General features: G+C 48.7%; 10 protein-coding genes, 3 tRNA genes and 3 pseudogenes. 11 read left to right on the top strand and 5 right to left on the bottom strand.

The window, feature by feature from the left end; all coding sequences use genetic code 11:
• Positions 1-96: 96 nt before the first annotated feature.
• Positions 97-186, bottom strand: a tRNA-Ser gene (locus tag ACLJPQ_RS06140).
• 88 nt (positions 187-274) lie between these two features.
• On the opposite strand from ACLJPQ_RS06140, the gene mtfA reads away from it, so the two are divergent.
• The 9 genes and pseudogenes from mtfA to ACLJPQ_RS06095 all read left to right on the top strand — a co-directional run bounded on the left by mtfA (position 275) and on the right by ACLJPQ_RS06095 (position 8,720).
• Positions 275-1,072 carry a DgsA anti-repressor MtfA gene (mtfA, locus tag ACLJPQ_RS06135; RefSeq protein WP_000598920.1) on the top strand — a complete coding sequence of 266 codons (798 nt, stop codon included), beginning with the start codon at positions 275-277 and terminating at the stop codon, positions 1,070-1,072.
• Positions 1,073-1,172: 100 nt separating this feature from the next.
• Positions 1,173-1,248, top strand: a tRNA-Asn gene (locus ACLJPQ_RS06130).
• Positions 1,249-1,415: 167 nt separating this feature from the next.
• Positions 1,416-1,721, top strand: a pseudogene (locus tag ACLJPQ_RS06125) (Arm DNA-binding domain-containing protein); the annotation flags it as partial.
• Between the two features lie 421 nt (positions 1,722-2,142).
• Positions 2,143-2,218, top strand: a tRNA-Asn gene (locus ACLJPQ_RS06120).
• Positions 2,219-2,383: 165 nt separating this feature from the next.
• Positions 2,384-2,908: a hypothetical protein gene (locus ACLJPQ_RS06115; protein ID WP_023254000.1), complete on the top strand. Its 525-nt coding sequence runs from the start codon at positions 2,384-2,386 to the stop codon at positions 2,906-2,908.
• 472 nt (positions 2,909-3,380) lie between these two features.
• On the top strand, positions 3,381-4,253 hold the full coding sequence (locus tag ACLJPQ_RS06110; protein WP_023253914.1) for an integrase domain-containing protein: 873 nt from the start codon (positions 3,381-3,383) through the stop codon (positions 4,251-4,253).
• A 23-nt stretch (positions 4,254-4,276) separates the two neighbouring features.
• Positions 4,277-4,555 (top strand): annotated as a pseudogene (locus tag ACLJPQ_RS06105) (transposase); the annotation flags it as partial.
• A gap of 683 nt (positions 4,556-5,238) precedes the next feature.
• On the top strand, positions 5,239-6,933 hold the full coding sequence (locus ACLJPQ_RS06100; RefSeq protein WP_080184682.1) for an SEL1-like repeat protein: 1,695 nt from the start codon (positions 5,239-5,241) through the stop codon (positions 6,931-6,933).
• Positions 6,934-6,989: 56 nt separating this feature from the next.
• The gene (locus ACLJPQ_RS06095; RefSeq protein WP_080184631.1) at positions 6,990-8,720 is read left to right on the top strand and encodes a hypothetical protein; all 1,731 of its coding nucleotides are present in this window, start codon (positions 6,990-6,992) and stop codon (positions 8,718-8,720) included.
• 57 nt (positions 8,721-8,777) lie between these two features.
• Here the strand turns inward: ACLJPQ_RS06095 and ACLJPQ_RS06090 are convergent.
• A pseudogene (locus ACLJPQ_RS06090) lies at positions 8,778-8,882 on the bottom strand (DUF520 family protein); the annotation flags it as partial.
• A gap of 47 nt (positions 8,883-8,929) precedes the next feature.
• Here ACLJPQ_RS06090 and ACLJPQ_RS06085 point away from each other — a divergent pair.
• Positions 8,930-9,103, top strand: coding sequence for a hypothetical protein (locus ACLJPQ_RS06085; protein ID WP_000957535.1), 174 nt, complete (start codon positions 8,930-8,932; stop codon positions 9,101-9,103).
• A 506-nt stretch (positions 9,104-9,609) separates the two neighbouring features.
• On the opposite strand, the gene ACLJPQ_RS06080 is transcribed toward ACLJPQ_RS06085, so the two are convergent.
• Positions 9,610-11,064, bottom strand: coding sequence for an AMP nucleosidase (locus ACLJPQ_RS06080; protein ID WP_023195376.1), 1,455 nt, complete (start codon positions 11,062-11,064; stop codon positions 9,610-9,612).
• A 45-nt stretch (positions 11,065-11,109) separates the two neighbouring features.
• Between ACLJPQ_RS06080 and ACLJPQ_RS06075 the strand changes: the two genes are divergently transcribed.
• A complete protein-coding gene (locus ACLJPQ_RS06075) occupies positions 11,110-11,271 on the top strand; it encodes a hypothetical protein (RefSeq protein ID WP_023888257.1) in 162 nt (53 codons plus the stop codon).
• Here the strand turns inward: ACLJPQ_RS06075 and ACLJPQ_RS06070 are convergent.
• Both ACLJPQ_RS06070 and ACLJPQ_RS06065 read right to left on the bottom strand, forming a co-directional pair.
• Positions 11,260-11,586 carry a DUF1493 family protein gene (locus tag ACLJPQ_RS06070; protein WP_000228159.1) on the bottom strand — a complete coding sequence of 109 codons (327 nt, stop codon included), beginning with the start codon at positions 11,584-11,586 and terminating at the stop codon, positions 11,260-11,262. The genes ACLJPQ_RS06075 and ACLJPQ_RS06070 overlap by 12 nt on opposite strands.
• Positions 11,580-12,044 (bottom strand): STM2901 family protein, encoded by a 465-nt coding sequence (locus tag ACLJPQ_RS06065; RefSeq protein ID WP_000381834.1) that lies wholly within the window; start codon positions 12,042-12,044, stop codon positions 11,580-11,582. The genes ACLJPQ_RS06070 and ACLJPQ_RS06065 overlap by 7 nt, the downstream gene beginning before the upstream one ends.
• Positions 12,045-12,156: the final 112 nt, after the last annotated feature.

The following is a 12,156-nucleotide window of genomic DNA, read 5'->3' as shown; positions in this document are numbered from 1 at the left end:
TAAGAAAAATCGAGCGAGTGAAAGAAATTTTAATGCAGGGATTTATGTATGACGAAATCAAAAACGCTTTGTCAGTGATTGATTTTGTTGAATGATTGGCGGAGAGAGGGGGATTTGAACCCCCGGTAGAGTTGCCCCTACTCCGGTTTTCGAGACCGGTCCGTTCAGCCGCTCCGGCATCTCTCCGTATATTGCAATGATGCCAGGTAATTTGGCATTTTAACAGACCCTATTCGGGTAATTTTGTTCAAGTGACGAGTTTACGAGCAAAACGATGATTAAGTGGCCCTGGAAAGCACAAGAAATAACCCAGAACGAAGACTGGCCGTGGGATGATGCGCTAGCTATACCTCTTCTGGTAAACCTCACCGCGCAAGAACAGGCTCGGCTTATTGCGCTAGCCGAACGTTTTTTGCAGCAGAAAAGACTGGTAGCGCTACAGGGATTTGAGCTCGACTCGTTAAAAAGTGCACGTATTGCGTTAATTTTTTGCTTACCGATCCTGGAGCTCGGTATTGAGTGGCTTGATGGTTTTCATGAAGTGCTCATTTATCCCGCGCCCTTTGTGGTAGATGATGAATGGGAAGATGACATAGGTCTGGTGCACAGCCAGCGTGTCGTACAGTCGGGGCAAAGCTGGCAACAAGGGCCCATCATTCTGAACTGGCTGGATATCCAGGACTCGTTCGATGCTTCGGGTTTCAACCTCATTATTCATGAAGTCGCGCACAAACTGGATATGCGTAATGGCGATCGCGCCAGCGGCATCCCTTTCATCCCGTTGCGCGATGTGGCTGGCTGGGAACACGATCTCCACGCGGCAATGAATAATATTCAGGATGAAATCGATCTTGTTGGCGAAAGCGCTGCCAGTATAGATGCCTATGCCGCCACCGACCCTGCAGAATGTTTTGCCGTGTTGTCAGAGTATTTTTTCAGCGCGCCAGAACTGTTTGCTCCACGTTTCCCGGCGCTATGGCAGCGTTTTTGCCAGTTCTATCGCCAGGATCCTTCTCAGCGCTTACGGGTAAGCGCTGCCGAAGGCGACTACGGCGAGGAATCCGAACATTAATTCCTCACTTTGTGGGTTAATTAACCAATTGAATTGGCGCGTTAATTTTACTGTTGACACGTTATAGCCGGCCCAGTATTATGCGCCTCGTTGAAACAATTCCTCTGTAGTTCAGTCGGTAGAACGGCGGACTGTTAATCCGTATGTCACTGGTTCGAGTCCAGTCAGAGGAGCCAAATTTAGGAAAGCAGACGTTCACTGACGTCTGCTTTATGCATTTATATCAACTGGTTATCCCCTTCTTCAGGTTCACTCTCGTTTACTAAAAACCACTCGAAGCCATACCCTTTTGCTGGTAAAGCTGGTTCGATTTGCGTTTTACCAGCACGCGGAGGGAACCGTCATGTCACTGACTGATACTAAAGTAAAAAATGCCAGACCAGCGGAAAAGGCCGTCAAGCTCGCTGACGGGTTTGGCCTCTATCGATTCAAAATACTGGCAGTCAGGCTATCGCTTCAATGACAAACAGAAGGTGTTTTCTATTGGGGGTTACCTTGCTGTATCGCTTGCTGATGCCAGACAACGCCGTGACGAGGCTAAAAGGCTGCTGGCTCAGGGGATTGATCCGAACGCAAAAAACAGGCTGATGAAAAAATCCTTCAGGAAAAGCGCGATAAAACCCGCTCGTCCCGTGTCGTCGCCAAAAGCTGATGCGCCATAATTCTGCCTATGATATTGACGGAAATCTTTTCGCCTGCACCAGAAATTTATCTGCCATTTCCGCTACCGGCGTCAGACTGCCTGTATCAACCATTTTCACAAAATATCTCACGTCTAAAGTTCATTCTGCCCCCTGCCCTTAATCTCTACGGCGTTATGTCTCAGAAGTATTTGCCAAGTGCCTGCCAGTTTTTCACGTTTCATCAGACGCTGGTACATAGCCATTGCGGTAAGGTCACAGCATTTGACTTGTGCAATTACAGACAAAGTTGCGCCATGCCGGGGCAAAGTAGGAATTAGATCAAAACTTCAACGTTTTGTTGTTTTTGTCAGCAAACAAACGCGCAACCTTATTTCCCCCTTTGACAAGCCGATCGCACATCGTTACTATGCGCCCCGTTCACACGATTCCTCTGTAGTTCAGTCGGTAGAACGGCGGACTGTTAATCCGTATGTCACTGGTTCGAGTCCAGTCAGAGGAGCCAGATTTTAGTTTCGGGACATCCTGGTGAGTCCGGAGACGTTTAAAAAAAACAAGAACTTATCTTTACCCGGTTGACCTGATAAGGTTTGCCGGGTTTTTTGACATCCATAGTTTTTGGGGCTTAATCGGGGCCTCACGGTTCGTTGAGTAAATAGAGCCCCCTCCTATGGCATTAACCGATACCGCTGGCGGCACGCAGACCGATCCGGGTACAGGAAAACCGTCAGAAAATCCACCCGCCGATCCACCGTCAGATGGTCCCGCTTCTGAAAAACCACACGACCCACCCGCCGATCCCAATAAGCCCACTCCACCGAAAGAAGAAACGCCGCCCGGCGCGCCGGAGAAATACGCGTTCACCGCCCCTGAAGGTCAGGAACTCGATACCAGCGCGCTGGCGCAGTTCGAACCAGTGGCGCGTGAACTGAACCTGACGCAAGAGCAGGCGCAGAAGCTGGTGGACGTCTATCCGAAAGTGCTGGCGGGAGTGCAACAACAGCAAGCGGAGTCATGGCAGAAGCAAACAGAAGACTGGGCTGCGGCAGTTAAAGCCGATAAAGACATTGGCGGTGACAAGCTGGCGTCTAATCTCGGCGCAGCTCAGCGGGCTATCGACACGTTTGGTACCAAAGAACTGAAAAAGTATCTCGATGGTACCTGCGCCAGATCTCTGGTCAATGCAGCACCGTGACGGAAGCGATTCCACCCGGCACCCGTTACCACATCAACGCCTTTTACTTTACGGTCTGCGACCTGCAAAGACGCCCGGCTTTGCTGCCGCGTGACCGTAAAACAACACCAGAGTCTGCGATCTTTCACGCACTGCACCCGACCAGTGCGTCACTTTCGTCGCGCAGAGCGACAAAGTGACGCACAACCACCACACCGCGCCATCCCCCTGTTTTCGGGGTTCTTGCTCTTATTCCCAAATCTGACACGCCTTTTTGGGGCCGCTGTCAGCAAGAAAGAGGAGAAAAAGATCGATACCGAGGGGGGCATGATGCCCCGGAGAATCCCCTGCTCACGCAGGCAGCCTGTACCGCGTACAGTCTGAAACTCCCTATACCTCAACAAGCTGCCACTCCGGCGTGAAGGTATCGTTCTGGCGCAGCCAAAAAGCATACGTCGGAGACTGTTTGTGTTTTCAAATTATGGGGAAGTGTATGGGCAAGTTAGGCAATGAAATGAAGGCGCTGGCAAAGCACTGTGGAGGTAGCCATAAAACGGTGAACGATCGTATCCATATTGTGCAGCGTTTCGACCATCATTTACGGGTGCTGAACGTTCAGATCCAGCGGGTAGCCCAGATTAAGGTTCGCCATATTGAAAGTTACATTCATGAAAGACTGGCGCAGGGGATCGGTAAACGCACGCTACAGAATGAAATGGCTTCGCTGCGTGCCGTACTGCAACAGGCCGGGCGTAAGCAGGTGGCAGAGCATGAACGGCTGACTAATAAATCGCTGGGTTTGTCCGGTGCATCGCGCAATGGTACGCGACAGGCTATTACGCCAGATCATTACCGTCATGTACTGGAAACAGCCCGTGTAAAAGATCCGGGATTGGCTGCGGCGCTGGAACTGGCGCGACTGATGGGCTTACGTTCACAGGAAGCGGTACAAAGCGTGCAGTCGCTGAAAACGTGGAAACAGGCTATTGAACGCGGCGACACGCGCTTAACCGTGGTTTTCGGCACCAAAGGCGGACTGCCCCGCGAAACGGTGATTCTGGATTCTGGCGCAGTCAAAAAGGCACTGGATAATGCGTTAGCTGTCGCAGAAAGCCGTAATAACCGGCTGATTGATAAACCCGATCTAAAAAGCGCAATGGACTACTGGCACAACCAGGCGGCGCGTATTGGTCTGACTGGCGCATATTCTCCGCATTCCCTGCGTTATGCGTGGGCGCAGGATGCCATTAGTCACTATCTGGCGCAGGGGTTCAACAGGAAAGAAGCGCTGGCAATTGTGGCGATGGATCTGGGGCATGGGGACGGGCGTGGGCGGTATGTGGCGCAGGTGTATGGGCAAATTTGACAGTTGGCTAAGAGCGAGCAGCGGATGGAGCAGGTTACCACAGTTCACAGTTAGTGAAAGACTGGGCGGAGGTGGTAAATATCAGGCTGCATTACCTTCCCCCTTACAGTCCAAACCTGAATCCGATAGAACGAATGTGGAAATTAATGAACGAACATGCCCGGAATAATCGCTACTTCAGCAGTACGCGAGAGTTCAGGGACGCAATATCTGTCTTTTTTAACCAGACGCTGCCGGATATAGCGGACTCACTGACATCCCGAATTAAAGATCACTTTCAGGTGCTCACTCCCGCATCTTGAGGTTTATTGGGTATATAATCGTTAATAATCATCAGCGCGTTATTATCAAATTAAAAACAACGCGCTCGTAATACTTAAATTATTCTTACTGGTAACTGAAGCAAACTCTCTCCTGCCAGAATATGCTCCTCGCATCCTTTACATTAACTCTTTGTTTCTATAGCATGAAATAAGTTTCAGGGAGTTATTATTCATACAAGGAGAACATCTTGAAGAAAATATTCATAACAATTATAGTTTCATTATATTGCGCGAATATATGTGCAAAACAATCCCCCAGTACAGAATCCAAACCCGTTAATTTCATCTCCAAAATTGTAAATATCGATTTTAATAAAACCGCCATTAGCAGTGACCTGAAACTTTTACTCGCCGACCGTTATTATTTTAAAGATAAAACACCCTGTAATACTAATACCCTTTCTGCGCGCGCAGAATCAATGGGACTGACGACAGAAGAATATATTAATAAAATACGCAGTTTAAGACCGGCTATTCTCGATGACCGTTATTTTTACCTGACGGTCGATCAGTGCGATGCTGGCGGCACGCCCATGCTGACTGGAATCGAGCTATGTACCGAAGCGCTGTGCGGTGCCGAATACATGAAAAGATCGTCTGACTTGTGGCTGGATGATGAACTGCAACCGACGGTTAAACGTCAGGCAACAACAGTAGTCCATATGCCCCTCCCCTATGATAAAGAGAAAAAATTATGGAAAGTCACCGGCTGGTATCTGGAATCCTCAGAAGAAACAGGGGAGGTGATGCAGAGTAAACAGATAGCCTTTGAAGGCTATACCAACGAAGAAAACTTCGCTAACCGACAACGTGTTTCTGTATTTAAATCTTTCTATGAAAGCGGCAATCTCAAAAGTATTTATCATTATAATGCACAAAATAAGCGTGACGGAAAAGCTGAAACTTACTTTGATGAAAAAGACAAAATAGCGGAAACGCTGACGTTTAAAGATGGTCAACCCGAAGGGGAATACATCGTATACCATGAAAACGGAGCCGTTGAAAGTAAACGTTACTTTGCCCAAGGTAAAATTAAAGATGGCGAATGCCCACATTTTTATGATAACGGCGTTTTAAAACAAAAACACAGCTATTTAAATCAGAAACTGGAAGGCCCGGCATTTGAATATTTCCCTGATGGGAAAATAAAGGGGAAATATTCATACAGTAAAGGCACCATTGTCGACACCAGTACGGAATATTATTCTACCGGTAAAATTCGTGGTGTTTACCACAGAAATAACCAAGGTGAAAACGACGGAACGTTCGAACAATACAGTGAAGAGGGCAAACTCCTTTCTAAAGCGACCTATAAAAATGGCAAACAGCTTTCTGCTCAGAGCTGGTATGGAAATGGGCATCCCAAAGAAGAATCCTCTTTTGATAGTGAAGGCCGTAAACATGGTGCGGTCAAAGAATGGTTCAGCAACGGAAAGCCTGCCTCATCCAAAATGTATAAACATGATGTGTTAGACGGGGATTCCGAAAAGTGGTACGAAAATGGTCACCGCGAATCAGTCTATCCCTATAAAAACGGTATGCTAAATGGGGACGCTAAGCACTGGAATGAACAGGGCAAACTCACCTATACCACCGAATATAAAGACGATAAAAAGCAGGGAGCCGATCGCCGCTGGAGCGAACGTACCGGTAAACTTGTTGAAGAGGTTATGTTTGCTAATGATGAAAGAAACGGCCTGAAAAGAGAGTTTAACGATCGTACGGGTAAGGTCTTAAGTGCGCTGCCCTATGTCGATGGCGACAAGGAAGGTACAGAAGAAGCCTATGATGAAGACGGCATAAAATACATCCGTTGTTACCACAACGATAAAGAGCTTTCAGAGCTATATGCGCCGACTGACGTCACCAATAAGGCAAAGCAGGGTGACAGCACTGCGCAATATCATTTAGGTAAGTATGAGTTTGAATGCACAAACTACGATGCGGCGATGAAATGGTTAACTCAGTCCGCAGAGCAAAATCATCCCGGCGCGCTTCTCTTTTTGGCCTATGCGTACAACGACGGTGATGGCGTAGCGCAAGACAGCAAAAAATATCTCTCCTATTTATTCAAAGCGGCAGAGCTTGGCGAAAGTTATGCGCAGTTAGAAGTGGGATATTTAAATCTTATCGGCGAAGGAATGCCGAAAAACCTGCCGGAAGCCTATAAGTGGATTAAAAAATCCGCTGACCAGGGAAATGCTCAGGCGCACTATAACCTTGGACTCATGTACAGGAATGGTGATGGCGTTGAGAAAGACCTCAACAAAGCCAAACTTCATCTTACAGCGGCGGTAAAAGCCGGCGTCAAACCTGCACTGGCAGCCTTAAAGGAATTAACGCCTCAAACTAAGTAAATATGACTTTGCTGTAAAGAGGCTATTCAAACGGAACTGAAAGGATACACGTTGCTATGAAATTTAAATTCGCCACATTACTCACAGCCGCCACGGTTTTTTACTCTTATCAGAGCGTTGCACAAAGTCAGCAATCGCCTGATGTCTGGTCAGTTGTCGAACAGAAACTGCAAAATGCCGTCCCTTTAAATGAAAACACCACTTTTAAATCGCAGGCAGCCTGGTTTGAATTACACAGGGAACTGTTTATGTACGGCCCGATGAGCCGTGCGGATGCATTACTGAAAAAGCTGGACACACAATCGAATTATGCGAAGTTTTCGCTAAACCATGAGGCCTCGTGGATCGCTGAAAATAATAGCCCGGATGCCGCGATGGTTTTCCTGTCCAAAATTGGTCTCGATAAACCGTCGAGCATTACCGCCTACGAGAGCTACGTTGATGGCTGGGTTAATCGCAAACAGCCTGAAAAAGCCTTAGCCCTTCTTAGCAAAAATGCCGACGCGAGGAATTTTTATTTAGCCACGGTTTTAGAATTCTGGCACTCAGAGCCTGATAAAACCGCCGCTATTTATAATGAAAATTACGCTGATAAAATTGTTATTCCTTATACTCAGCTAAAAATGCTGCTTATTATTGCGAAGCAGTACCATGCCAAGGGCGACACCGCAAAGGCGTTGGTTTACGCAGATAGCGCGCTGAAAATGTTTGATACGGCTATTGCTCAACAACCGAGTGCTGAAGCCTACCGTTATCAGGAGTATCTCGACCTGATGGAGATCTATTACGCCACGGGTAATAAAGAGAAGGCGATGGCGTTGTCTGCGAGATTGCGCAAAGCAACCGGCAATAAAGGAAGCTATTTCCAGTATTCATTACCGGGATTGCTCTCTTTTTATAAGAAAAACGAGCTGACACAGAATTATCAGGAGACGCTTTCAACCTATGTGACGCAGGTCGATAAAATATTCAATTTTGCCCCTTCGCCGCGCATTGAAATGGAGCTGATTGATTTATTAAGCAAGCTTGATGATGTTGCGCTGATGAATAAGCGTATCGATTTGCTGATGAGCGCGCCGGAATATACCTGCTACGACGACAGGTATTGCTACGAGTACAAAATCAAAGCGCTGAAGAATCTCTTTCAGCATAAGCAGAATGCTGTGGCGGAAAAGCATATCGCAACCCTCTCCGCCGAGGCGCAAACCCTGACGTTCGCCGAATGGGAAGATGCAACAAATGAAATGGGTGAAGTACTCAAAGAAATTGGTCATCCTGAGGCAGCGCAAAAATTAGCCGTCAGCGCCGAGGCGATTTACCTCAGCCAGGCAAAAGCCTGGCCTGATGAAGATATGTCGCGTTCCTTTCAAAGACTTGCGGAGCTTTACGGCTATGGCAACGACACGGTGAATGCCAAACGGGTGTTACACCAGCACGTTCCCTCTCTCGAAGAGGAGGCGATGATCGACCACTACATGAATGCAAAACAGTGGAGTCAGGCAAGGGAATTGATGATTAACGCAGATAGGGTCGATAATAAAAACCTGATGCTGTTACGCCAGATTTGTGCTGAAAACACGCCCGAGTGTCAGGAACATATTACCTTTACGCTGAAAAAATTAACCACGCAGGCGTCGATTACCCGCCAGGACGACACCGGTAATCAGCAGCTTTATCAGATTGGGAATATTTTTCACAGATTGGGTATCATACCGGGAGCGGAACAGCAGGCGCTGATTCAGGCGTTGTATAACAAGGCCGCAGAGCCTAAAAAAGCCACGCCTTAATCGATTTACCCGCCCTGCCACCTTTCTCACATGCGGGAAGGCGGCGGGCGGGAAAAATCAATCGCGGAAGTTTTTGAACTGGAACGGCTGGCCCAGATTGCCGCCGCGCACCAGCGCCATCGCTGCCTGCAGATCGTCGCGGGATTTACCGGTCACACGCACTAACGTAAATTCGAATCCAAACCCACAGAGATTACCGCAAGATATTAATGTTGACCCAACACCGCCTGCCGGAAGACCCGCGCTGGAACGCCCTGCACGAGGAGTTCAGCTTTGACGACGACGACAACCTGCTGGGCATGAACATGCCGCCCGAAGGTGGCGAGCATCAGGCGAAAGTCAAAGGCGACCGCCTGCTGCTACAGGGCAGACCACCACTATGAGTACGGCGAGTTCGGCAATCCCATCGCTGACCGCTGGGGCAAGGCGCAGTGCCGGGAGCACCGATTTGAATGGAACGGCGAGCACCGGCTGGTGCGCTTTACCGACGTGCGCCAGCTTTGCGCGCCACTCGTGGCGCTATGAGTTCGATAATGACGTGACCACCCTATATCCCTGTCCAACGCGAAAATCCTCAGTATCAAGCCTTCTGACCCCCCTTTAAGCTGACCGCTTCTCACGGTCGGTATCTGCTTGTTAATCCGGGCTTGTGGGTCAGGCGCTCAAGGAGCGTGAAGTGCGACGCAATGTTTTCGCCTTCCGGCGCGTTTCCTGGCGTAGACGCGATTATCGGCGACAGGTATCCGGCGATGGTGATGAAGCTCGCGGCACAATAAGGCCTTGGCGGGATGCAAAATCGCCTCCCGCTAAGGCTTCATTCAGCCGCTTTTCATATCACATAAATACGCCTCTTCCACTCCTGTCCAACAGCAGGCGACAGCTCATTTCGTTAGCGAAACGGTGGCTCATTAAACGTGCGTAATTTACGTGAGTGCAAACGATCACCTTCTGCGCGTAGTAAATCAATAGCACGAATACCAATTTGCAAATGTTCTGAAATAGCCCCCTCATAAAACCGGTTTGCCTGCCCGGGCAGTTTAATTTCACCGTGTAAAGGTTTGTCAGAAACACAAAGCAGCGTGCCGTAAGGCACGCGGAAGCGATAGCCCTGGGCTGCAATCGTCGCGCTCTCCATATCAATCGCGACCGCGCGGCTAAGGTTGAATCGCAGCGCCGATGCGGAATAACGAAGCTCCCAGTTACGGTCATCCGTGGTGACGACCGTTCCCGTGCGCAGTCGCTGTTTCACCTCTTCGCCGGGCATTCCGCTAACCGCTTTGGTAGCGTCGTACAGCGCACGCTGTACTTCCGCAATGCTTGGAATCGGAATATCAGGCGGCAGAACGGCATCCAGCACATGATCATCGCGTAAGTAGGCATGGGCCAGCACATAATCGCCAATCGCCTGACTTTCTCGTAACCCTCCACAGTGCCCAATCATAAGCCAGACGTCAGGCCGCAACACGGCCAAATGGTCGCAAATCGTTTTAGCATTTGAAGGGCCAACACCGATATTTACCAGCGTAATCCCCTGCCCATCTGCCGTTACCAGGTGCCAGGCGGGCATCTGATGTTTCTTCCAGGCCAGATCGGAAATAGCCTCTTCCGGCGCTTCCGTTTCTGCCGTGATCCAAATTCCACCGGCACAGGAAAGCGCGATATAGGGGCTGTCAGGATCAAGAATTTGGCTGCATCCCCAGCGCACAAACTCATCGACATAGCGGGTGTAGTTGGTAAACAAAACGAAGGGCTGAAAATGTTCAACCGGCGTACCGGTATAGTGCCGTAACCGGGCCAACGAGAAGTCAACACGACGCGCGTCGAAGTGCGATAACGGATAGAATTCGCCGGGGTGGAACAGACCGTCTGCTGTCTCATCGCCAATCTGTGCCAGTTCTGTGGTAGGAAAATGGCGCGTTAGCCCAGCGCTCATAGAACGATCCAGCGTCAGAGCCGAGCCGTCGATCACGTAAGGATACGGGATCTCATGGTGCGAGGCCTCTACCGCAATATACGCGCCATAATCATGGTAAACGAGGTTAAGCTGTTCCAGAAGATAAGCGCGAAATAGCGCAGGCCGCGTAACGGTAGTGGTGTAACAGCCAGGATGAGTAAAGCGTCCAAAAGCGCGTGTTTTAGGCGGGTTCGGTGTCGCGCCATCCCAGCTTACAGACAGCGAAGGATAAACAAACAGTCCGTTAAGCCTGGCGTGGGGATCGGGCAGCGTACCGTTATCAACATAGTCAGCGATGGCTTCACGGAGCGCGTTAACCGACTGCTCGTACAGCTCCTCCAGGCGCTCCAGCGCCTGCTCGGGCGTCAGGTTTGTGCCTTTATTTTCCATATTATTCTCCTTAGCGTTCACAGGTGAGGCACGTCATTCGATAGTATGACAGCAAAGGAGGAAACTAAAGGGGTTAGCGTAAGGGTGGCGGCAGTAAACATGAACCCTTTAAAAAGAAAAGAGAACTATCTTAGCGCCACCATCATCGCTCAAAAAGAAGGGTACTGGTACAGCCATTTGTTAAGTTCATTACAATTAGTCATATAACCATTTCCCGGCTTTTGCTGACTCGATCAGCATGCTGATAGTGAAATCTGGGACGGGTACAGGCTCCGTTTTCTTGAACGGATGCCATGAAAAAGGGTGATTAGGAAAATAGGTTTCTATTCTGAAGTTACCTCGCTCGACATTGAGTTTCTCGAAGAATTTATTCATGAGATCTTCGGCTTCAAGTTCATCAATGCTCAGATCAGTATCAAGGTCAATCTCTGGTGTTAATTCCACTTGCTTAATGTTGAAAAGATATGTGCCAGCATAAGGCCGTACAAGCTCGTAAACTTGCTGTTCAATATTGTCTACCATAACTTATCATTGCCCCGAGCAATGGTATTGTAGTCGCGTATAGTGCGATATGTTATTTGTGACACATCTGCGGCAAGGATAATTTCCCCGATCAAAGGAATGGAACGTCCAACAAACGGCGCAATGTTACGAACCATAACACGTCTGGCTGTCCATGGGGTGTAACCGCCTAACCATGTCGGAAGGGATATTCCAAAGGGAAATTTTGACTTTTTAAACACTGCACGTGCAGTCCTGGACGCGTATGATGTGCCTTTAGTCGCTCCAGCGGGTTTCGCCCTTGTCCAGAGATTATTACGACCTGATAGCAGAGCAACAACGGCCCCGAAATCTGCAACACCAATCCCAAACTGGCTTGCGGTATTCTCACAAAAAATCATAAACAGAAGTTCGGCAGCAGTCAGATTGGATTTTCCTGCATAGAAGTATGTTCCATTTAGTTCTTCTACTGTATCCATTAGAAACTCTATAGTTGCTATTTTGGTTTACTTATTGTACAGCCTTGTTTCGAATGAAAGAAATCAATCTTTTTGGGAAAGAACGGATCAAGATCACGGGAAATATCTGAAA

Origin of the sequence: Salmonella sp. SAL04213, from assembly GCF_046550535.1 — a bacterium.
Lineage (GTDB): Bacteria > Pseudomonadota > Gammaproteobacteria > Enterobacterales > Enterobacteriaceae > Salmonella > Salmonella enterica.
This window is presented reverse-complemented; position numbering and strand designations above follow the sequence as displayed.

Excerpts from the sequence above, each read along its gene's own strand:
- ACLJPQ_RS06085 (WP_000957535.1), top strand. The coding sequence starts at position 8,930 with ATGTTGACCCAACACCGCCTGCCGGAAGACCCGCGCTGGAACGCCCTG.
- mtfA (WP_000598920.1), top strand. The coding sequence starts at position 275 with ATGATTAAGTGGCCCTGGAAAGCACAAGAAATAACCCAGAACGAAGAC.
- ACLJPQ_RS06115 (WP_023254000.1), top strand. The coding sequence starts at position 2,384 with ATGGCATTAACCGATACCGCTGGCGGCACGCAGACCGATCCGGGTACA.
- ACLJPQ_RS06110 (WP_023253914.1), top strand. The coding sequence starts at position 3,381 with ATGGGCAAGTTAGGCAATGAAATGAAGGCGCTGGCAAAGCACTGTGGA.
- ACLJPQ_RS06080 (WP_023195376.1), bottom strand. The coding sequence starts at position 11,064 with ATGGAAAATAAAGGCACAAACCTGACGCCCGAGCAGGCGCTGGAGCGC.
- ACLJPQ_RS06065 (WP_000381834.1), bottom strand. The coding sequence starts at position 12,044 with ATGGATACAGTAGAAGAACTAAATGGAACATACTTCTATGCAGGAAAA.
- ACLJPQ_RS06100 (WP_080184682.1), top strand. The coding sequence starts at position 5,239 with ATGCCCCTCCCCTATGATAAAGAGAAAAAATTATGGAAAGTCACCGGC.
- ACLJPQ_RS06095 (WP_080184631.1), top strand. The coding sequence starts at position 6,990 with ATGAAATTTAAATTCGCCACATTACTCACAGCCGCCACGGTTTTTTAC.
- ACLJPQ_RS06070 (WP_000228159.1), bottom strand. The coding sequence starts at position 11,586 with ATGGTAGACAATATTGAACAGCAAGTTTACGAGCTTGTACGGCCTTAT.
- ACLJPQ_RS06075 (WP_023888257.1), top strand. The coding sequence starts at position 11,110 with ATGACAGCAAAGGAGGAAACTAAAGGGGTTAGCGTAAGGGTGGCGGCA.